At 65.2% G+C, this 19,911-nt stretch carries 18 protein-coding genes and 3 pseudogenes; 10 read left to right on the top strand and 11 right to left on the bottom strand.

The window, feature by feature from the left end; all coding sequences use genetic code 11:
• Nucleotides 1-131 precede the first annotated feature (131 nt).
• A complete protein-coding gene (locus tag SNOUR_RS00835; protein ID WP_079141957.1) occupies nt 132-1,232 on the top strand; it encodes a lipase family alpha/beta hydrolase in 1,101 nt (366 codons plus the stop codon).
• Between the two features lie 111 nt (nt 1,233-1,343).
• Nucleotides 1,344-2,148, top strand: a pseudogene (locus SNOUR_RS00830) (transposase family protein).
• A gap of 83 nt (nt 2,149-2,231) precedes the next feature.
• Here SNOUR_RS00830 and SNOUR_RS00825 read toward each other — a convergent pair.
• The 3 genes from SNOUR_RS00825 to SNOUR_RS47695 form a co-directional block, all read right to left on the bottom strand.
• Nucleotides 2,232-3,433 (bottom strand): IS3 family transposase gene (locus SNOUR_RS00825; RefSeq protein WP_376738483.1). Its coding sequence is split into 2 segments (ribosomal slippage): nt 2,232-3,148 and nt 3,148-3,433, totalling 1,203 coding nucleotides; the frame shifts between segments, so codons are not numbered across the junction.
• 288 nt (nt 3,434-3,721) lie between these two features.
• Complete coding sequence (locus SNOUR_RS47700; protein ID WP_312631501.1) at nt 3,722-4,417, bottom strand: ISAs1 family transposase; 696 nt, start codon at nt 4,415-4,417, stop codon at nt 3,722-3,724.
• Nucleotides 4,348-4,749 carry a transposase family protein gene (locus SNOUR_RS47695; RefSeq protein ID WP_312635772.1) on the bottom strand — a complete coding sequence of 134 codons (402 nt, stop codon included), beginning with the start codon at nt 4,747-4,749 and terminating at the stop codon, nt 4,348-4,350. The genes SNOUR_RS47700 and SNOUR_RS47695 overlap by 70 nt, the downstream gene beginning before the upstream one ends.
• An 852-nt stretch (nt 4,750-5,601) precedes the next feature.
• Between SNOUR_RS47695 and SNOUR_RS00810 the strand changes: the two genes are divergently transcribed.
• From SNOUR_RS00810 to SNOUR_RS00800, 3 genes are all read left to right on the top strand, one after another.
• Nucleotides 5,602-6,792, top strand: coding sequence for an extracellular solute-binding protein (locus SNOUR_RS00810; RefSeq protein ID WP_067343022.1), 1,191 nt, complete (start codon nt 5,602-5,604; stop codon nt 6,790-6,792).
• A gap of 78 nt (nt 6,793-6,870) precedes the next feature.
• Nucleotides 6,871-7,701: a carbohydrate ABC transporter permease gene (locus SNOUR_RS00805; protein ID WP_312631498.1), complete on the top strand. Its 831-nt coding sequence runs from the start codon at nt 6,871-6,873 to the stop codon at nt 7,699-7,701.
• Nucleotides 7,698-8,570, top strand: a complete 873-nt coding sequence (locus tag SNOUR_RS00800; protein ID WP_067343018.1) for a carbohydrate ABC transporter permease — start codon at nt 7,698-7,700, stop codon at nt 8,568-8,570. The genes SNOUR_RS00805 and SNOUR_RS00800 overlap by 4 nt, the downstream gene beginning before the upstream one ends.
• Before the next feature lie 7 nt (nt 8,571-8,577).
• Here SNOUR_RS00800 and SNOUR_RS00795 read toward each other — a convergent pair whose 3' ends face one another.
• The 4 genes from SNOUR_RS00795 to SNOUR_RS45850 all read right to left on the bottom strand — a co-directional run bounded on the left by SNOUR_RS00795 (nt 8,578) and on the right by SNOUR_RS45850 (nt 11,859).
• Nucleotides 8,578-8,976 carry a hypothetical protein gene (locus SNOUR_RS00795; RefSeq protein WP_174717826.1) on the bottom strand — a complete coding sequence of 133 codons (399 nt, stop codon included), beginning with the start codon at nt 8,974-8,976 and terminating at the stop codon, nt 8,578-8,580.
• On the bottom strand, nt 8,973-9,827 hold the full coding sequence (locus SNOUR_RS00790) for an IS5 family transposase (protein ID WP_312631495.1): 855 nt from the start codon (nt 9,825-9,827) through the stop codon (nt 8,973-8,975). Before SNOUR_RS00790 ends, SNOUR_RS00795 begins: the two co-directional genes overlap by 4 nt.
• Nucleotides 9,828-9,928: 101 nt before the next feature.
• Nucleotides 9,929-10,492, bottom strand: a complete 564-nt coding sequence (locus SNOUR_RS00785; protein ID WP_312635770.1) for a transposase family protein — start codon at nt 10,490-10,492, stop codon at nt 9,929-9,931.
• A 194-nt stretch (nt 10,493-10,686) separates the two neighbouring features.
• Nucleotides 10,687-11,859 carry a glycosyltransferase family protein gene (locus SNOUR_RS45850; RefSeq protein ID WP_159425737.1) on the bottom strand — a complete coding sequence of 391 codons (1,173 nt, stop codon included), beginning with the start codon at nt 11,857-11,859 and terminating at the stop codon, nt 10,687-10,689.
• Nucleotides 11,860-12,721: 862 nt separating this feature from the next.
• Here SNOUR_RS45850 and SNOUR_RS47690 point away from each other — a divergent pair.
• Nucleotides 12,722-12,847: a hypothetical protein gene (locus SNOUR_RS47690; RefSeq protein WP_312631493.1), complete on the top strand. Its 126-nt coding sequence runs from the start codon at nt 12,722-12,724 to the stop codon at nt 12,845-12,847.
• A 313-nt stretch (nt 12,848-13,160) separates the two neighbouring features.
• Nucleotides 13,161-13,397: pseudogene (locus SNOUR_RS49085) on the top strand (transposase family protein); the annotation flags it as partial.
• Here SNOUR_RS49085 and SNOUR_RS49080 read toward each other — a convergent pair.
• Together SNOUR_RS49080 and SNOUR_RS00765 are read right to left on the bottom strand one after the other, a co-directional pair.
• Nucleotides 13,312-14,286, bottom strand: coding sequence for an IS630 family transposase (locus tag SNOUR_RS49080; RefSeq protein ID WP_376738575.1), 975 nt, complete (start codon nt 14,284-14,286; stop codon nt 13,312-13,314). The pseudogene SNOUR_RS49085 and the gene SNOUR_RS49080 overlap by 86 nt on opposite strands.
• A 47-nt stretch (nt 14,287-14,333) precedes the next feature.
• On the bottom strand, nt 14,334-14,555 hold the full coding sequence (locus SNOUR_RS00765; protein WP_067343013.1) for a helix-turn-helix domain-containing protein: 222 nt from the start codon (nt 14,553-14,555) through the stop codon (nt 14,334-14,336).
• A gap of 512 nt (nt 14,556-15,067) precedes the next feature.
• On the opposite strand from SNOUR_RS00765, the gene SNOUR_RS00760 reads away from it, so the two are divergent.
• A complete protein-coding gene (locus SNOUR_RS00760) occupies nt 15,068-15,607 on the top strand; it encodes an EF-hand domain-containing protein (protein WP_067343012.1) in 540 nt (179 codons plus the stop codon).
• Nucleotides 15,608-15,814: 207 nt separating this feature from the next.
• A complete protein-coding gene (locus SNOUR_RS42070) occupies nt 15,815-16,144 on the top strand; it encodes a transposase family protein (RefSeq protein ID WP_079141947.1) in 330 nt (109 codons plus the stop codon).
• Here SNOUR_RS42070 and SNOUR_RS00755 read toward each other — a convergent pair.
• Nucleotides 16,084-17,006: pseudogene (locus SNOUR_RS00755) on the bottom strand (transposase). The gene SNOUR_RS42070 and the pseudogene SNOUR_RS00755 sit on opposite strands and share 61 nt — an antisense overlap.
• Before the next feature lie 128 nt (nt 17,007-17,134).
• Between SNOUR_RS00755 and SNOUR_RS00750 the strand changes: the two are divergent.
• Nucleotides 17,135-18,844: an ISAzo13 family transposase gene (locus tag SNOUR_RS00750; protein ID WP_067343010.1), complete on the top strand. Its 1,710-nt coding sequence runs from the start codon at nt 17,135-17,137 to the stop codon at nt 18,842-18,844.
• Nucleotides 18,845-19,090: 246 nt separating this feature from the next.
• On the opposite strand, the gene SNOUR_RS00745 is transcribed toward SNOUR_RS00750, so the two are convergent.
• On the bottom strand, nt 19,091-19,900 hold the full coding sequence (locus SNOUR_RS00745) for a transposase family protein (protein ID WP_067343008.1): 810 nt from the start codon (nt 19,898-19,900) through the stop codon (nt 19,091-19,093).
• Between the last annotated feature and the right edge of the window lie 11 nt (nt 19,901-19,911).

Raw genomic sequence — 19,911 nt, 5'->3', positions numbered from 1 at the left:
GGTCCCCTGGATAGGTAGTAGGTTATCTCTGGTGAACACCCTGGGGAGCTGTGCGTACGTCCCTAAGCTGGTCGACGCTAACATGATTCCCGCTGAAAAGAGTATTCCGACATTCCGAAGAAGGGAGTGACATGTCCTCTTCTGGCGCTGATACCAAAACGCCAACTGTCACTCAAGATGGTGCGGCAACTGCCCGAAGAAGGTTTGGTCCACTCCAGGCCCTCCGTCGTCTGGAGACCGACTTCGGATTCCATGACATCGGACGAGCGCTCAGGAAGCGCGTGGTGGGCGTAAAGGCGTTCGGAGTCGCCACCCTTACGCTCGGAGTTCTGGCAGGGCCGCTAGCATCAACGGGATCAGCTGCATCCGTCCCGCAGGCTGAGAAGATGGCCCGGCCTGTGATTATCGCGTCCGGTGCGGGACCGACACAGAATGTTGCAGATGTCTTCTACGAGTCCCTGAAGAAGCGGCTTGAGGGTGACGGCTATAAGGTCTACATCTGGGGAATACCCGGCATGGGGCTCAAGGATATAGCCGGCGCCGCCACGTCGTTCAGTGACAAGGTCGAGGATGTCCGCAAAGAGACGGGTGCCGAGAAGGTAGACATTGTCAGCCATTCGCAGGGGCAAGCTGTTGCCCGGCAATACATTCGATTCGGTGGCGGCAGTGGCAAGGTCAATCACCTGGTGGGTCTGGCGCCGGTGAACTACGGCTCGGACTGGGCGAAAATCGCCAACAAGTGGCTCTTTGGTTGCATTGGAATCCAGGGATGCTCTCAGGTGGGTACCGGGTCGGACTTCCTCAATGAGCTCAACGAGGGCGACGACACCTGGGGGGATGTCAAGTATGCTAACTTCATTGGCAACGCGGATGAGGCAGTCATCCCGCATAGGAATGCCTTTCTCGAAGATAAGAAGGGTAAGAAAAACAATACGAACGTAGAGATCGCGGGCCAGTGTGGCTCACTTCCTATTGTCGATCACGTGGGGATCGCATGGAGTAAAACGGCGTACAGCGGGATCCAGCAAGCACTAGCCGACAAGCCAATCAAGTTGGCATGTACGAAGATTGGTGATAATTTCGCTGATCCTGGAAACGTGCTGAAGTCCGCGAAAACGGTGATGCAAAAGGCCCTCGACACGGGTGTGGGCGTTTTCAACGGGTTGTTGAATCTGCCCCGCAATCTGTGGGACGGGACCGTCGGCGCGGTGATTCCGGGATGGAAGATCTAACCGTGTTGACCGAGGGCCGGTAACACTGAACCTCTTTCATCCTGCCTCTGCGAGGGTGAAATGCCTGGTCAGAGGGGAGTTGGTGACAAGACAGGGCCCCTGGTCGTTGCTGTGGTGACATCACTCATCACGCAGCGTCCGAGGAGCCCTGTTGGTTCCGTATTCTTCCATGCTCGACGTCCCGCACGAACTCGTTGAGCACGTTTCCTGGCTGATCCATGCCCGCCGGCAGGAGCTGAACTCGCCCTGGCGACGGCTCGGTTGCTTCAAGCAGGCCCTACTGGTGTTGGCGCACCTTCGGAAGAACGAGACGTTCGCGCAGGTCGGAGCCGGTTTCGGGGTATCGGAGGCGACGGCTTGGCGGTACGTGGACGAGACCTTGATGATCCTCGCCTCGTGGGCACCCGGCCTGCGCGAGGCCCTGGTGGGCCTGGGTGAGGGCGACTTCGTCGTCGTTGACGGGACACTGATCCCCACCGACCGCATCGCCGCAGACGAGCCGTACTACAGCCAAAAACACAAGCGGCACGGAATGAACGTGCAGGTCATCGCGTCCCCAGACGGCACTCCACTGTGGTTCTCCCGCGCGTTGCCCGGACGCACCCACGACCTGACCGCGGCACGGGCTCACGGCATCGTCCAGGCCTGCCTCACCAGGCAGATCCTCGTCCTGGCCGACCGCGCCTACCAAGGCGCCGGCGCAACCGTCCGCACCCCCTACAAAAACCACCGCGAACAACCCGACCACTACCAACTGTTCAACCGCGACCACGCCCGCCTCCGAGCACCAGGCGAACGCGCCTTCGCCCAACTCAAGCAATGGCGGACCCTCCGCCAGGCACGATGCTCAACCAACCGCATCAGCCGCATCGTCCAGGCCGTTCACACGCTCCTGACCTGCGACTACTCAGGATGAAAGAGGTTCAGTGACATAAGGAAAACCTTCAATACCGCTATCCGAGAAGCGCAGGGGCCTTGACCCTGAATCCTGGACACGGGTTATGCGGCTGGTGTCGGCGTAGTTGATGTTGTTTCGGAGGCTGTCTCGTAGGCGATCGGGCTGCGTTGTCCGAGGCGGGAGTGACGGCGTCGGGTGTTGTAGCGGTTGAGCCAGCGGAACGCGTCGAGGCGGGCTTCGCGTTCACTGGACCAGGTCCTGCGGCCCTGGAGTGTCTCGCGTTTGAACGTTGCGTTGAAGGACTCGGCGAGCGCGTTGTCCGCGCTGGAGCCGATGGCGCTCATGGACTGACGGACGCCGGCTTGGCGGCAGGCGTCGGCGAAGGCTCGGCTGGTGTACTGGGCGCCGTGGTCGGTGTGCATGACCGCTCCGGCGAGGCTGCCGCGGGTATGTTCGGCGGCGGCCAGGGCGTCGGTGACGAGGTCGGTGCGCATGCGGTCCGCGATCGCCCAGCCGACCAGGCGGCGTAAGGCGAGGTCGATGACAGTGGCCAAATACAGGAACTTCCCACCGTCCAGCGGGAGATAGGTAATGTCGCCGACGTACTTCGTGTTCGGCTCGCTTGCCGTGAAGTCGCGGCCGATGAGGTCCGGGGCCTTCGCCGCGGCCGGGTCCGCGACAGTGGTGCGATGCCTGCGACGCAGCCGCACGCCTGCCAGGCCGATGCTGCGCATCACCCGCGCGATCCGCTTGTGGTTGACGCGCTCACCCGCCTCGCGGAGCTCGGCGGTGATCCTGGGGACGCCATAGGTGCCGTCCGACTCACGGTGCACGGCCCGTATCCCGACGGCGAGGCGAGCGTCGGCCGCCGCCCGGGCGGCCCGATCCGCGGCCGTCCGACGCCAGTAGTAGAAACTGGAACGGGCGATGCCGAGGATGGTGCACAGCCGCTTCACGCCGTAGCGGCGCTGGTGGTCGGCAACGAACTGGAAGCGGTTCACCAGCGCGTCTCCCCGGCGAAATACTTCGCCGCCTTGCGCAGGATCTCGCGTTCCTCCTCCAGCTCGCGGACCTTCTTCCGCAGAGCGGCGTTCTCCGCCTCCAACGGTGTCGGCGGCTCGGTCGGCACCTCCGCCCGCCGCCCCCTCGGCCGGCTCGCGCCAGCTGCCCGGACCCAGTTCCGCAAGGTCTCGGGATTGATCCCCAGATCGGCAGCGACCTGCCGGATCGTCGCCCCGGGCCGCGACTGGTACAACGCGACCGCGTCCGCCTTGAACTGCGGCGGATAGTTCTTCATGACCACGAGATGCCCGTTCTCAGATCCTCAGGATCCAGTGTCTCGCGTGTCCAGGATCAAGGGTCAAGGCTCCAGGGCCCCTCACTCCACTCTGCGGGGATGGCGGTCAACGCACTTGAAAGTCGCCCGGCAGTCACTCGCCACGAGCCGCAGCGCTATGCGATGACCGCGGAAGGCCCCATGACCAGGGTGGCGTCGTTCAGGGGTTGTGTCGGGTTTGATCACGTGATGCCGAGGGTGGTCAGCGGCCGTGTGGCGTCTCGGCTGTGCGTGCGCAGGCTGGCGGCGATGTTGTCACATCCGGTGAGGCGGAGTGCGCCGATGGCCAGGTTGCGTAGGGCTGCCATGGCCCGGGGGGGCGGTGCCGGTCCGTACGCGCGAGGCGTCCTCGGCGAAGGCGGTGTCGCGGAGGTGATGGATCTTGTTCTCGATGCCCCAGTGTTCGCGCACGCGGTGTGCGATCTCGGGAGCGCCAGCCTGCTCGGCGGTGAGGTCGGTGACTGCGTAGACGCGCTCCAGGGTGACCTTGCCGGTGGTGACTGTCCGGCGGCGACGTACGATCTGCACGGCTTGGGCGGAGTGGGGGAAGGCGAGGCCGCGGGTGACGGTGGCGGTCTTGACGCGGCGGATCTCGTCCCGGCCGTGTGCGGTGGCGCGGGTCTTGCCCAGCAGCGGGACGTCTCGCCAGGGCAGTTGCTTCATCTGCTGGTGCAGCAGCGGCTGGTTCCCCTTGATCACGGCGATGTAGTGGGCGTTCTTCTCCTCCACCAGGAAGCGGGCGTGGGCCTGCTGGGAGTGCAGGGCGTCGAAGGTGACCACGGTGTCGGTCAGGTCGAGCTCGGTGAGCATCGGCTGGAAGACGGTGATCTCGTTGGTCTTGGAGCCGACCTCGCGCTGGGCGGTGACCAGGCCGGTTCCGGTCATCGCGGCGAGCAGGTGGACCTGGGTGCCGTTGGTGCAGCGGGCGCCGCGGACTGTCTTGCCGTCCACGGCCAGTGAGCGGCGGGGCCGATGGGCCGCGTTCTGGCCGGCGGATGGGGGCCTGGGTCGCGGGCGGCGAGCCAGGCGCCGACTGCCGCATCGAGGGCGTCGCCGTCAACGCGCTGCAGGACTCGGCGCACGGTGGCCTCGGCAGGGGCGGCAGGGCCGGTGGGTTCGCGGGTTGGGCCGCCGAGCACGGTGAGCACGGCGGCCGGTGCGTCGGCCGCCCATTCAGCGATCGCCGTCAGCGATTTCGCGCCGGCCAGCACCGCACACGCGGCGAGCGCAAGGACGAAGCAGAGGGGATGACGGCGGCCCTTGGCCCGGCGCGGATCGGGCACCGTCACGAGGCAGCCCAGCAGATGCGGGTGTTCCCCAGGGTCGGAGGGGCGAGCGCCGGCGAGTTGGCCCAGGCCGACTGGGATGAGCGATGATGAGCGGACAGGCACGGTCTTCCGTTGCGGTGATCAGGGACTCAACACCTCATGATCACCCGGAGGCCGTGCCTGCCTGCGCCCCGCCCCAGCCCCGAACTCCATCACCGCGCCAGCCACCTGAACCGTCATCAAGCGGGACAGACCCGCTGAACGACGAAGCCCTGGCCCCATGACGTCTTCGGGGAGGGCGTCCATGAGCAGCTCGTCGGCGGGTTTTCCGAGCCAGTACCCGGTCTTTCGCAGGCGGCCTGAGTTGCCCCGAGTTTCGTGGAGTCCGGGATCGTGTGGTCAAGCGGTCTGCGGGACTTGCTCCAGTCTCGTCCAGTACACCTGTTCGTACTCGTCGGGCGGCAGGTAGCCGTCGTTCACCGTTGTACCACGTGACCCAAGAGTGTGCTGGAGTCCGCTTGCCTGCCACCGTGTGTCTTAGGGAAAGGAGCGAGCCGCGCTGGTAGAAAGAGCCGGGGACCATCCGCCCTAAGGGGTGTCCCGTGATCCCTGGCGGGCGCTGATCCACCAGGGATCACGGGACAACCCATAGATAGAGACGAAACCACGTAACCGATCGCCTCAGGTGGATTGAACGTCGATGATGAACGACACCGCTGCCTTCGCTATGCGGAGCTCGGCCGTAGGACGGACCGGGTGAGACGGCGCCGGGTGCTGGCCGGGCTCGTGGGTGTCACGGCCGGAGGGATCGCGGCGTCGTGGTCTGGGTGCGGGCCATTGTCGGGTGGGGGAGGCACCCGTGGCCCAGTGACGCTGAAGCTGCTGTCACACTACGGGGAAGGGGCCCTCAAGGACGAGTTGCAGCGCGCCGTCGATGACTGGAACGCCGGGCAGTCGCGCAGCAGGGTGGAGACCGTGCCGGTCCGGTTCGAGGACCTGCTCACCACGGTCGTGGTGCGCCAGGCGGCAGGGCAGGGAGCCGACATCCTCCATCTCTACGCGCTCTGGACGGGGCAGCTGGTGCGCGCCGGAGTGCTGCGCCCGATACCAGCACACGATGTCAGGCTCGTGCGGAGCGGGTTTCCCAACGCGGCCACCCAGGCGGTCAGCGTGGAAGGCACCGTATTCGGTTACCCGACCGAGGGCCAGACATATGGCCTCTACTGCAACCGCCGACTTCTCGCCGCGGCGGGTGCCGCAGGGCCTCCACGCACCTGGCGGGAACTGGAGGCCGTCGCCCGAGCCGCGACGCGCAGGGACCACCACGGCAACACAGTGGTCCAGGGGCTGGCCCTGTCTCGCGGGGACGATTCCGACTCCGTTAACCAAGTGCTGGCTCTGGTCGCCGCCCGGGGTGGTGCCTTCCTCACCCCCGACGGGCGGCGCTGCGCCCTTGGCTCCCCGTCCGGCGAAGCGGTCTTTAGCCTCCAGCGGCGGCTGGTTCGCTCCGGCGTCACCGATCCGGCGATCGACATGTACACGGCCTTCTCCGCGGGCCGGGCGGCTATGGCAGTTAACGGCCGCTGGTGGTGCGGAAGTCTCCTCGCCTCGATGGGGGAGCGCTACCACGACGTCCTCACCACCGCGCTGCCTGGCGGTCGGGGAACTTTGGCCACGGCCTACCTGATGGGCGTCAACACCCAGTGCCGGCACCCGGAACCGGCGTGGGAGTTCGTCCGCTGGCTCAACGCGGATAGCACGCGCATTGCAGGGGCCCTGGTCACTCGTATGAGCGCCCTGCAGTGGGTGGCCGGCTCGATGACCGCCCGCATCGCCGACATACAGGCCCTGTTCGGCGAGCACGGCGACCCCAATGCCCGCCCCTTCCTTGACGCGCTCGCTTACGCCACCCCCGAGCCAAACGGGCCGAAGGCGCAACAGGCCAAGGCGCTGCTCCGGAAGAATATCGAGGAGATGTGGAGCGGCCGACTGTCCGCCGCGGAAGCCATCGGCATCACCTGTCGGCAGGTCGACAGGGAACTCTGCCACCCCGGCTGACCGATGAGGCCGCGAGAAGCCCTGTCACGCAGACTCGGGCGTCAGACCGGCGTCGCCCTTCTCTTCCTCCTGCCGACATTGTTGTTTTACGCCGTCTTCGTCATCCTGCCAGTCCTGTTCACCGGTGCGCTGGCCTTGTCCAGTGGGGTCCGGCCAGGGCTCTCCGACATGACGTTCGCCGGCGCAGACAACTTTGCTTCCCTGTTCTCGGATGGCTCGTCCTTCCTGTTCCCCGTCCTCACCAACACCTTGCTCTACGCGGTCGGGACCACCGTCCTCACCACCGTCGGCGGCCTTGTCGCAGCCCTGTGTCTCGCCCGGCTTCCAGGCCAAGGACTGTGGCGCACCCTCTACTTCCTGCCCGTGGTAACCAACCTCGTCGCCACCGGCAACGCTTGGAAGCACCTCTACCAGCCGGACGGGCCTCTCAACGCCCTCCTCAACACCCTAGGCATGGACTCCGTGGGATTTCTCCAGAACCCCGCGACCGCACTGCCCTCCGTGATGATCGTCCAGTCGTGGGCATCTCTGGGCAGCGCGGTCCTCATCCTGTCCGCCGGACTTACCACCGTACCGCGCGACTGCTTGGAGGCCGCCGAACTCGATGGTGCAGGACCGTTGACCATCCTCATTCGCATCACAATCCCGTTGCTCCGGCCCGCTCTGCTGTTCGTTTCCATCACCCAACTACTCGCTGGCCTACAGTCCTTCGCCCTGATCACGGTCATGACCGAGAACGGGGGGCCAGGGGACACCACCAACGTCGCTGCGCTGGAGATGTACCGTCGCGCCTTCACCTACGGGGACTGGGGCACAGCCAGTGCCGCGGCCTTCGTGCTCCTTCTCATCACCCTGACACTTGCTCTGGCTCAACTGCGACTCTTCGAGCGTGAGGGAAAGGACACATGACCCATCACCGGCGAGCCCCCCTGCTTCCCTGGCTGATCACGACTATCGGTGCCCTGGTCATGACGCTGCCGTTCACCGACATGTTTCTCACCTCTTTGAAGGACCCCGGCGACTACGCGCATCTGCCCTACCGCTTCCTGCCCTCAGCCTTCGCCTTCGCCAACTATCGTGATGCTGCCGACGAACTCGACCTGGCCACCCTCGCCCGCACCAGCATCCTCACGGCCCTCACCGTTACCGTATCCGTGCTGTGCACCTCGTCCCTGGCTGGATATGCTCTGGCCAAACTACGGTTCCCCGGCCGCGCACTGCTCTTCCGCTTCGTCCTCGCCACAATGATGCTGCCACCGTTCCTGCTCCTGATCCCCCACTTCCTGATCCTGGCGCACTGGCCCCTCGCAGGTGGCAACGACCTCTACGGGAACGGCGGCGCCGGCCTGACCACCGGCATCACTGCTCTCGTGCTTCCCTTCACGGTCTCCGCTTTTGGCATCTTCCTGATGCGCCAGTTCATCACCACCATCCCCGACGAGATCCTCGAGGCAGCCCGCCTCGACGGCGCCGGAGAGCTCACCCTGTGGTGGCGCATCGTCCTGCCCCAGACCACTCCAGCTCTCATCACCCTCGCCCTGCTCACCTTCACCATCGCCTGGAACGAGTACATCTGGCCTCTGTTGATCTCCACCGCCAATCCCTGCCTGATGACACTGCCTGTCGGCATGCAACTCCTCCAGGGCCACCTCGATCCACAACGGACCACCCCGCTGCTCATGGCTGCCCTCGTCATCAGCGCCCTGCCCGTCCTGGCCCTTTTCCTCCTCCTACAGCGCCACTACGTCCGCGGAATTACCGAGATTGTGGAGCTGTAAGTGGACGTTAAGTCCGTTTCTGGTAGCGGCCTCGTCCGGGCTGGGTGAGGAAGCCTTGGCGGGTAAGGCGTCCGAGGCGGCTGCGAGTGAAGTTGACAGCCGCCTCATGGGTGGGCATACCGAGGAGTTCGTGCAGCTCACGGGCTCTGAATGCCCGGCCGGGATGCTCGTTGAAAGCGTTCACGATGGCCTGATAGGCGGTGGCAACCTCGGGCGGTTCAGGTTCGTCTCCAGCCGATGCGAGTTCGGCGATGACCTTCTGGGTGGTGGTCAGGTCCGCGAGTCGAGCTTCGGTCTCGGCCAAGGCGGCGGTCAAGTGCTCGATCTGGTCGCGTAGTTCACCGGACCGGGCCGTGGTCTCGTCGTGCTGGACCTGGAGGTTGGCCAGCAGCTCGATGACGTTCACGCGGCCAGCTCAAGGGCGTCGCGCCAGGTGGGACTCGGTGTGGTGAGACGACGGGTCATGTTCGCGATGGAGACCCAGTAGACGCGCGAGGCGGAGGTGTCGGGGCGGTGGTCGTACTCACGAGCCAGGCGCCGGTGCAGCATCAACGTGCCGTTGACCTGCTCCACGATCCACCGCTTGGGCTGCGGGACGAAGCCTTTGCTCTGATCTTCGGGGTTGCGGCGGACGACCTCGACGTCGATGTCCATCAACGCGCCGTGGATGACGACTTGGTCCTTGAAGCCCTGGTCCACCAGGGCCTTCTCCAGCCGGTTCCCGCACCGTTCGGCGGCCTGGTCGAGCAGGGCTATGCCGGCCGTGTTGTCGTGGGCGGACGCGGCCAGCACCACGACGCCGACAACCAGCCCCAGCACGTCCACAGCCAGCCCCCGCTTGCGGCCCGACACCTTCTTGTTGGCATCCAGCCCCGTCGTGCTCTTCGGGACACCCGCGGCCGCACGCACGGACTGGGTGTCAAGGATCACGAGGGACGGGTCCTCTAATCGCCGGGCTCTCTCCCGCACCTGGCAGCGCAGGAGTTCCTGAACCCGCTGATCGAGCCCGTCCTCGCGCCACAGGCCGAAGTAGTACAACACCGCTGACCAGGCCGGGAAATCATGCGGAAGGAGGCGCCACTGGCAGCCCGTCCGGTTCTGGTAGAAGATCGCGTTCACGACCTCCCGCAGGTCGCAGGACCCGGGATCCCCGGTCGCCGACCGGGCCACCCGGTCCTGCTTCCAGGCCGTGATCATCGGCTCGATCAACGCCCACTGCTCGTCCGATAAGTCGCTGAGGTACGGCTCTCTCTTCACGCCCACATCTCAACATGGACATGCCCAGCAGGCCCCCTGGACGGCGATCAGTACCACGATCGAGCGATCACGAACCGAGGAAGATCGGACTTAACGTCCACTCAGTGCCGCGTGGACCTTGTTCGACTTCTTGTGCTTGTTGGGGGCTCGGTGCCTGGGCGGCGCTTGATCACGGTGCCGCCGGCGCCCTGGTCGCCCTTGTCCGCGAGGACTTCGAGGTCCAACTGCTCGCAGGCCTTGATGATGTCGTGCTCGCGTGCGGCCTTCACGTCATGGGTACCACCGGGCAGAGCGGGTGAGAGCCACAGCAACTGCCCTTCGTCCGCAGTGATGACCTGCAGGTTCACGCCCTCGCGGCGAACCTTGCCGGAGAAGTGCTCCTCGGCGGCGACACGGTCGGTCTCGGCAATGGTGCCGTCCAGCAGCACATATCCCTCGGCGTGATGGCTGGTGAGCGCTTCCGTCAACGACGGGGCGAACCGGGCGAGTTGCCCGATCGTGTGGTTCACGTAGCGCCAGGCGGTCGCCGTTCCGATGGCGAAGCCCGCGGCGAGCTGTTCGAGGGTGTCGTGCTTACGCAGGTAGACCAGGGTGCACCGGGCTCGGTCGACCGGCCGGAGCCTGCAGGAGCGGTCGCCTTCCACCGCGACGAGGACCATCGTCACCAGCTCCAAGAGGTCCTCATCAAGGTCACATGCGGCAGGATAGAAGAACACGGGGCATCGCCGCAGGTCAGGTTATGTTTGGCGACTCCCCAAACCGACGAGATGCCCCGCTCGTCACGCCACCGTCAACGCCACACCACAGCTCACCCGCAAGCCGTACACATGAAAAACGCTACAGGATGAAAAAGGCTCAATCACAGCCCCTTCCATAGCCCCGTGCTCCAACTACTCTGGAACAGCTCCCCAAAGGTGATCTTCCGTCTGCGGACAGTTTTCGCGGTATCCCTCGCTTGGTGAGCCAGCAGGCTGTCGATGCGCTGAGCATCCAGACTTTCGATCTCATACCAGAACGTCGCAGTCCGACAGGCCAGCAGGACCGCTAAGTGATCACGGGAACGGAGGAACTCCCCTGCCGCCAGGCCCTCTACAGCGTCCGCGAGCAGATCTGGCCATGCTTCAACAGGTATACGCACTCCCCACGGTGCATGTTGAAGGGACCTGATCGAGGGAAACAGCGCACACAGGTCTTCTCGATGCCGGGTGACATAGCCAGTCAGGCGGTCGCACAGAGCAGGAGGCAATTGCGGCGGGCTACGGCGAGCTGCCGTCTGGCTGACCACCTCACGGTATGCGGCTGCGGTCCGCGGGGCCGGATGCGGCTTGTCGAGCCAAGTCATCACATAGAACAGCGCATCCACAACCTGTTGACATCTGGGAAGCGTCTTAACAGGTGCCAGGCGGTGCACCGTACCCCCCAGCGGCACTTCGGTAACCTTCAGGCTCTGCCGCAACGCATTCGCCGTAAGCCAGGCATCAATACCGTACAGGCGCGCACTGTCCGGGGCCTCCCAGGAACTCATCTCTTGCAGAAAAGCGTAGTTCATGGCGACCTCACCGCCGATTGGCTGTGCCAGGTGTGCTCCGAAGGTAGCGGCGATCAGCGGACGCACCAGGTGGTTGGCAATGCTCGCGTCATACCTATCGCGGGCATGGGTGGCCAAGGCAATGGCTGGTTTGCCACCGGCCACTGCCGACGCCAAGAGCCTGACCCATTCAGGGTCGGGTGTACGAAGATTTCCTCCCAGTATCACCACCTGGCGGGCGCCAAGTTGGAGGGCCCTGCCGGAGATAGCCAAGACATTGGTCCCCTTCCCGCTGTCAGCCCCGTTGGAGCACACCATCACTTTCTCGGCTTGTAAACGCGTCGTTGCGAAGCACTGAACGGTACCGTCCACGCTTCCGCTGTCCGCCAGCATGACCACGTTCCTGCACGAGGGGAAAGCCAGATGCAGACCCTTGTCCGCAGCCTCAGCGACCCCGGCGATCGTTGAAGCCTCGTTGCGCGCCAGGATTCCCACCATGTTCACTGCGGAAGACCTCGAGGGCCCTCTCCTGGCAAGCGAGTGCCAACCAGAGAATTCCATAAAAGCCCTTTCATATTGCATCTCGCAGCAGACTTCGGTATCCCTGGCATGGCCGCTAGCTCCGGACACCGTAGGCCTTCTTCATTGCCCAAAAAGCCCTGGCACCATCGAGACCACCACGCCTTCTGCCAGATCAAGCACTAGTCAGCCCTTACAGCTGACGGCAACTACGCACTCCCTTCTCGCTATTTCGTCCAACCCCCACCATTCGCCCGGAGGACGAGACGAGCAGTGTCCCACACGTGCTCTCGACGGCCCGGGGAATCCCCTGTACTCGCCCTACTGGGGCCGTCGCCCGGTGCACAGAGAGTGCGTACCGAGCACCGGACAGCAGGCAAAGTTTGATAACTATGCCTAGCCGACCGCAGCGAGCAAGTTGACAGCTGACGCCCCAGCCTCACGCGCGCTACAGGCCGCGAAACCCTGCACTGCGGCATCCTCCCTCCAGGGAGAACAAACAGGCAGACATGCCGGGCGCCGCGCTGCCCGTCGTTCCACAGCGCCCGGCAGACACTGATAGAACTCCACACGCTGCAAACCGTCCATCATCTGTCAGCCATTCACGTGACATCGCAGGTCAGGCTTGCCATCGGACGCACGCCACAGCGCGATGGCGTCGTTACGGAACTCCTCCGGGTACGGAGACTGACGTCCCACCTGAACATCCCTCCCTGGACCATCAAGATCCAATTGTCAGGGTGCCCACTCCAAAGGATCAGCCTCAATCGAGGCCCTGCACCACGTCCGCGACACCACCTTCGCCGAGGACGCCTCCCAGCGGCGGACCGGCAACGCGCCCCACTCGATGGACACCTGGCGCAACCTGGCCGCCGGCGCCATGAAGCTCGCCGGCGTCACCAACATCGTGGCGGGCCTGAGACGCAACGCCCGCGACCCCCGACGCCCCCTCGCACTCCTCGGCCTCGGATGATCACACACCGGACGCCATCCAACTACGCCGATGCCCTGGGCCCTGCCCAGGGCATCGGCGCGAAGGTGGCTTGAGTGTGTTCACCCCAACTTTCCTTGCTGAGTGGGTTGGTGGAGATATGCGGCAGGCGCGGTCGCCAGCGATCGTGTGAGTGTCTACGTCCCACGATCCTGCTGGAAGACCGTGCCTGCTGTTGCCGAATCATCCCCCATGCCCGCCTCGCTTGACCAACTCGCTGCCGCGTCGTCTCTCTCGATTGAGGAGTGTCCTGGCCTGTTGACCTGCCTCGCGATGGTGACGGGACCTCCGTGATCCACGGGGCCGGCTGCATCCCCTGGTCGGTGTACTCGCCATCTGCGCCGCTGCGGTCCTGACCGGCGCGACCTCGCTTCTGGCGATCAGCGAGTGGGCGGCTGACGCCTCGCAGCCGGTCCTGGCCCGGCTCGGCGCCCGCCGCGACCCCTTCACCGGCCAACACCACGCCCCTGGCGAGGCCACCATCCGCAGGGTGCTCGCCCAGGTCGACGGTGACGTACTCGACCAAGCCGTCGGCAGTTGGCTTGCCGTCCGATGCCCGCAGGCCAGCGGGCGGTTGCTGCGGGCGATCGCGGTGGACGGCAAGTCCCTGCGCGGCGAGTCCCGGGCCCACGGCCGGAAGATCCATCTGCTGTCCGCTTCCAGCCCCTGCTGGACGGCATCGATGTGACAGGAGCCGTCTTATTGAGGCGGAACTGTTGAGTTGCCTTATTGGAGGTGTAGCGGACGTGGTGGGCGTGGATGTAGCTGCGGACGATGGTCGGTTGGCGCTGGTGGTGGGAGCGGCGGGTTTCGTGGGCGAGGTCGTCGGCCGAGTGGGCGCGGGCGGCGTGGATGTGGCGTTTGATGTCCGCATTGAGGGGCTCGTCCGGGTTGGGTTCGGGGCTGTAGTCGGGCATCAGGTGCAGCTCGATCCGCTCGGTGTTTGCCTTGAGCCAGGCGGTCACGGCCTTGCTGCGGTGGACCGGGTGCCGGTCGGCAATCACGTGGACCTTCCGGCCGGCCTGACGGGCAAGCCGGTCCAGGAATCCGGTGAAGGTCTTCGCGGTGAACCTCTCGGTGAACACGGTGAAGTAGAGCGTGCCGCGTGAGGTGATTGCGGACATGGTGTTGACCTTGAAGCGGCGGCTGGACACCCGCGCGATGGGAGTTTGGCTCTTCGGGGCCCAGGACGTGCCGGGCGGGGCCGTATCGGAGCGCAGCCCGCACTGGTCGGCCCAGGCCACCACCGCGTTCTCCGTCTTCGCCCGGGCGGCGATCGCCGGGTACTCGTCCCTCAGCCAGGCATCCACTTTCGCCTGGTCCTGGCGGTAGGAGCGGCGGTCGGGCCGCTGCGGGGAGAAACCGTACCGCCGCAGCCACTTGCCCACACCGCGCTCCGTCATCACCACCCCGGTGACCATCCGCACCAGCTCGGCGACCAGGAGCCTCGTCCACAAGGGCCCGCCGATCAGCAGCTCCTCACGATCAGCAGCTCCTCGGGCGTGTAGTCGGCCATCGCCTGAAACAGGACCGCACGGTCCTCCGGGCCGATCTTCTCGTGCGGGCCCGGCCGGCTCGTCCGTCTCACCACCAAAGCCTCCCAGCCACCCGCCTGGTAGGCACGCCACCAGGAGCCGACCGACCGCTCCGCCACCTGGAACACCTCAGCCGCCTGCCGATACCCCTTCACCTGCCCGACTCCAGCGCAGCCACCACACGCAACCGCACCACTTCCCACCCCGCCCGCACCACCCGCCGCAGACCCCCAGAACCAGCCACACCCCATCAACGAGACAGGCAACTCAACAGTTCCGCCTCAATATCTTCCATGGAAGAGTTAGATGACGGTGTTGATGCTTTTACTATCACCGTCTATGACGGGCACACTGCCGATGACACACGAAACGAGTAACGCGATTCACCTGTTGGCTCAGTGCGGTCCCATTGTTCGTCGAAGCGATTCATCCGAGCACCGAAGCTCGCGTGCCGGGCAAGAAAGTCGTCTAAGGGGCCCGGTGCAGGGTATCCGCCAAGGACATATTTCTTCGTCGTGTGGAGAACTTGTCATGAGAGACAGGGCGACCGAGCCTCTAGTCGAGTGACGGCGACGTATTCCCGGGTGCGTGCCCCGAACGCTTGATGCAGCATGGCACATGCCTCATGGGACAAGTTCCCTATGTGAGTACCCGAAAGGACAATGGGATGACTGACCCCATCACGTTAAAGCTCGGTTGGCTCTTCGAAGCCGTCGACGCGAACCGCGACGGCAACATCGACTGGGCGGACTACCAGCGCCTCCTCGACCGCCTGGCCGTCGGCTACAAGCCCGACAAGCGTGACCGTCGATTCCAGGCACTGCGTGCCACTTACCAGATGTACTGGTACGAACTGCTGCGTCACGCTGGCAGCACCTCCTCGCTCCTTGCTAAGGAGGAGTTCGTTGCCGCCAATCGCATGGCCAGCATGGACACCAGTCGGTTCAACCTGGTCGAAGGAATTCCGCAGGCAGTATTCGACGTCATGGACGCCAACGACTGCAAAATCCTTGGCAGGGAGGAACTCGTGCGTCTCCTGAAGCTCCTGGAAGTTACCACCTCTCCTGAAACGGTCGACCAGTTCACGGGGATCGGCAACGACGGAAACGGCTACATTACGCGCGAGGACTGTGTCCGCTCAGCCCGCCAGTTCTTCTACACGCCCAGCATCAGCGCCCCTGGAGGGATCTTCTTCGGAATGGCGTAGCCCCAGATCCCAGGGCTGATTCATAGTCCTGGAGGTCAGGTGGCCGCGCTGGTCAGGGGCGTGTGAGGCCGTTTCTGTGGGCCGTGACGGATGCAGCGAAGCTCCGGTTGACGGGGTGACCTCTCAAGTCGCCCTGAACAGCCGGAGCTTCGATGTGCCGTCAGTCTGTCACCGTCTGCCTGGTGAAGCCATCCACCCGTCAACACCGTGGGATCGTGGGGTCTGGACGGGCGGCTGAGGACGCTGCCGGACCCGCGTCGACGCCGTGGGCGTCGTCACTCTCTGGTGTCGGTACTGCTGGTCGCGGCCTGCGCGGTCCTGGCTGGCGCCCGTTCCTACGCCGCGGTCGGCCAGTGGGCCCGCCACGCACCCCGGGATGCCCTGGCCCGTCCGCCTCGGTGCGGTTCAGATCGCTTACGGCGTGGTGCGCGACTGGGGTTGGGGTGTGCCGGTCTGGTTGGGGTGGTGGGTGGTGTTTACCGGATGGCGGTGCGGTCGGAGACCAGACTGGCGATGGCGAGGTGGGTTTGGTCGTAGTACTCGCGGCGTCCGATCCAGCGTTGGAGAGGGCGCCATGCCTTGTGTTCGGCATTGACGTGCTCGACGGGGATCCTGGCTGAGGACTGGGTCTTGCGTGCCTGTTCCCAGGCAGCGATATCCACGGCATCGGCACTCTTTCCGGGCCTCTTCGGTGGTGCGGTCACCTGGTCGGGAAAGTCCTTGGCCAGACCCCGGTACCCGGCGTCGACCTGGGCTTTGACTTGCGGATACCGGGGGAACAGGTCGCCGATGCCTTCGGTTTTGAGCGCAGTTTGGTTATGCATGCGGCCTGGGCGAACTGCTCCAGTCCACAGGGTGCGGCCCGCCTCGTCGCTGATCACAGTGGTCTTCTTCGTGTTCTGCTTACGCTTGCCGGAGACGAAGGCCCGGCGTCCGGGCGGCCGGCCCGGGGACGGCGAACCTGCACTTCGGTCCCGTCGATCCGCAACTCGACACCTGCCGCCGCCGCGTAGGCGAAGACATCAGCCAGGGTCCCCAGCCGCAACCCAGGCATGCCGGGCACAGCGAATCCGCGGGCGGCGAGCAGCGGCCGGATCTCATGGACGGCACGGGTGACGGCGGAGCGATCGACACCGTAGAAGACGGCAAGGGCTGCGTGCGGGAGCTGGAAGCGCAAGATGACCAGGGTGGTGATCACCCGATCGGTGAAAACCAGCTGATGGTCCGGGCCTCCGCCCTCGGCCCGCACACGCTCGTGACCTCGACGTTCACACAGCCGAGACTCCTCCCGCGCCAGCCACGGTCCCACCAACTCGGTGATGATCTTGCCGAGTTGCCTCCGCGAGATGCCGGTACAGATAGGATGCGAAAAGGCCGTACGGGCCAAGGATTGCGTCACAACCTCCCTAACCCGTACGGCCCTCTTCACGCCACGGCCCCAAACTACGATCACTGTCGCGCACCACGCCGTAAGGGCTCGCAGAGAATCAACGTGTTGCTTCCGGCCCTGTGGCTCGTTGATGTGGTATGCGCGTCCCCAAGTCGATCCGTGACCAACTCGCTGTGAAGTTTGAGGTGTTGTTTCCACATCTGGATGAGCGACAGCGGCGTCTCCTGATGGGGGCCGAGGCCCGGATCCTGGGGCACGGCGGGATCCGGGCGGTTGCCCAGGCGGCCCAGGTCAGCGAGACCACGGTCCGTAAGGGCGTCGATGAGCTGGAGGCAGGCGAGGAACCGCTGGGCCGGGTGCGGCGGCCCGGTGGTGGAAGGAAGAAGTCTGCCGTCCTTGACCCGGGGTTGAGGCGCGCGTTGTTGGCGCTGGTGGAGCCGGACGAGCGGGGCGATCCGATGTCGCCGCTGCGCTGGACGGTGAAGTCGACCAGGAACCTCGCGGCCGAGCTGACTCGTCAGGGGCACAAGGTGAGTGCGGACACGGTCGGGGATCTGCTGCGGGAGGAGGGCTTCAGTCTGCAGGCCAACGCCAAGACCGTGGAGGGCAGGCAGCACCCGGATCGGGATGCCCAGTTCCGCTATATCAACGACCGGGCCAAGGGGCACATGGCCGCCGGGCAGCCGGTGATCAGCGTGGACACGAAGAAGAAGGAGCTGGTGGGCGATTACAAGAACGCCGGATGTCAGTGGCGTCCGGCCGGCGAGCCGGTGCTGGTCAAGACACATGACTTCCTGGACCGGCAGGGCCCGGGCAAGGCGATCCCCTATGGCATCTACGACTTGGCCGCGAATACCGGCTGGGTGAATGTCGGATGCGATCACGACACAGCCGCTTTCGCCGTGGAATCCATCCGCCGCTGGTGGCAGGCCCGGGGCCGGCACGACTACCCACGTGCGACCCGGTTGCTGATCACTGCGGACGCGGGCGGTTCCAATGGCTACCGCACCCGTGCCTGGAAGACCGAACTCGCCGCGTTCGCCGGTGAGACGGGCCTGGACATCACGGTCTGCCACATGCCCCCTGGGACTTCGAAGTGGAACAAAGTGGAACACCGGCTGTTCTCCCACATCTCCATGAACTGGCGCGGCAGACCGCTGACCAGCCACGACGTCGTCGTCAACAGCATCGCTGCGACCACCACCTGCACCGGGTTGAAAGTCCACGCCGAACTCGACACAGGCACTTACGACACCGGTGTGAAGATCACCGACGGCGAGATCGACGCGCTGCCGCTGAGCCGGCACCGCTTCCACGGCGACTGGAACTACACGCTCCACCACCGCCCCCAGGCACCTCCCGACTGCGAGACAGACCCCAGGGCCTCCTCCGCGATCGACGTAGAACGGCCCGTTCACTTGACTGGGTTCAGCACCTCTCCACTGCGGGACCCGGAGCTGACCGGCATGACCACCGAGCAACTGGACGCTCTGACCCACTCCTTGAGCCCGGCTCTGGCGGACCAGCGCGAACGGCTTCGCCACGAACGCCGGGGCGGTGAGCGACTTCGCGCACCAGGCGCAGGCTCCAAGGACAAGCTTTCCGACAGCGACCGGATCCTGGCCACGGTGCTGTGCCTGCGCAGGATCGGCACTCACGAACTGCTTGCCAGGCTCTTCGGCGTCGCCACGAGCACCCTCACCCGGGCCGTCCAGGAAGTCCGGCCCCTCCTGACCGACACAGCCATCCCGGCCTCAACCGCCCGATTCCGCACTCCCACGGACGTCGCCGCCCACCTCAACAAGTACGGCAACCAGCCCCCAGGGAAGATCAAATCCGCATGTTGATTCTCTGCGAGCCCTAAGGTTCCGATCGTGGTGGTGTGGGACTGGCTCAACCCAGGCGATCACTGGTGGCGGCGTTCACCCGTGACAGGGAGGGAAAGTATAGCCGGGAGACGGTGCGGTCACAGCCAGCCGGTGCGTTGGGCCAGCCATGTGCGGCACAGTCTGCCTTGCCGTGCCTCGTGAGCACGAAGATGCGGTGACCAGCGCGGCGAAGGCTGGCGTCCATTGAGGTTTTCTCAACGGGGGTTATTTCCATTGGTTGTTGAGGGTGAGGGCGGCTTGGGCGATGGCGCCGATGCGGCTGGGGCTGAGGGTAACGTGCTGTAGGGCCCGCCAGCGTTGCTTGAGTTCAGCGGCGGTGCGTTCGCCCAGTGCTCGGATGCCGCGGAGGAGTTGGTTGTAGGTGCGGTTGTTGACATGCAGAGCTTTCTCGGAGCGGCCGCAGGGCCGCTTGATGGGGGTGTGCACTCCGATGCCGGCGCCTTGGTAGCCCTTGTCGGCCAGGGTCGGCAGGCCTTCGGCGGCCGCCTTGTAGAGCGCGGGTAGCACGTGGTGTCGAGTGGCGGTGATGTCTGGAACGGAGCCGGGCTCGACGTCGGAAACCCACAGCGGGGTACCGTCGGGGGCAGAGAGGAACTGGATATTCCCACCGAAGGCCTTGTGCTTGGCTGAGTACCACCAGTCCGTCCCCGTCTCCCGCGCCCCGGCGAGCCGGTCACACTCGATCAGTGTGCCGTCCAGGACCACATGGCTCGTCCCCTCGCGCCGGCACTGCTGGAGGACTTCGTGCAGGTCAGGGGCCTGCCCCGCGAGAACGTCGATGCCTTCATGAAGGTAGCGGTAGCCGGTGGCTTGCGAGATCCCAGCATCCACCGCGGCGCAGTGCACACACCTCTTCTCCCGGAACCAGCGCAGTATCAACACCGCCTGGCGGAACGGGCCCAGTGCCCGCGATCCCTTCGGCGTGCCGATCGCACGGCGGTGCGCGGCCAACAGCCGGGACAAGTACTCCACCACCGGGCGTGGCACGTCGAGCATGGCAGAATAGCGAACCATCGTGAAGCCTC

Source organism: Streptomyces noursei ATCC 11455 (assembly GCF_001704275.1).
GTDB classification, from domain to species: Bacteria; Actinomycetota; Actinomycetes; order Streptomycetales; family Streptomycetaceae; genus Streptomyces; species Streptomyces noursei.
This window is presented reverse-complemented; position numbering and strand designations above follow the sequence as displayed.

Excerpts from the sequence above, each read along its gene's own strand:
- SNOUR_RS00835 (WP_079141957.1), top strand. The coding sequence starts at position 132 with ATGTCCTCTTCTGGCGCTGATACCAAAACGCCAACTGTCACTCAAGAT.
- SNOUR_RS00800 (WP_067343018.1), top strand. The coding sequence starts at position 7,698 with ATGACCCATCACCGGCGAGCCCCCCTGCTTCCCTGGCTGATCACGACT.
- SNOUR_RS47690 (WP_312631493.1), top strand. The coding sequence starts at position 12,722 with ATGGACACCTGGCGCAACCTGGCCGCCGGCGCCATGAAGCTCGCCGGC.
- SNOUR_RS49080 (WP_376738575.1), bottom strand. The coding sequence starts at position 14,286 with ATGGTCACCGGGGTGGTGATGACGGAGCGCGGTGTGGGCAAGTGGCTG.
- SNOUR_RS00760 (WP_067343012.1), top strand. The coding sequence starts at position 15,068 with ATGACTGACCCCATCACGTTAAAGCTCGGTTGGCTCTTCGAAGCCGTC.
- SNOUR_RS00750 (WP_067343010.1), top strand. The coding sequence starts at position 17,135 with ATGCGCGTCCCCAAGTCGATCCGTGACCAACTCGCTGTGAAGTTTGAG.
- SNOUR_RS00745 (WP_067343008.1), bottom strand. The coding sequence starts at position 19,900 with ATGGTTCGCTATTCTGCCATGCTCGACGTGCCACGCCCGGTGGTGGAG.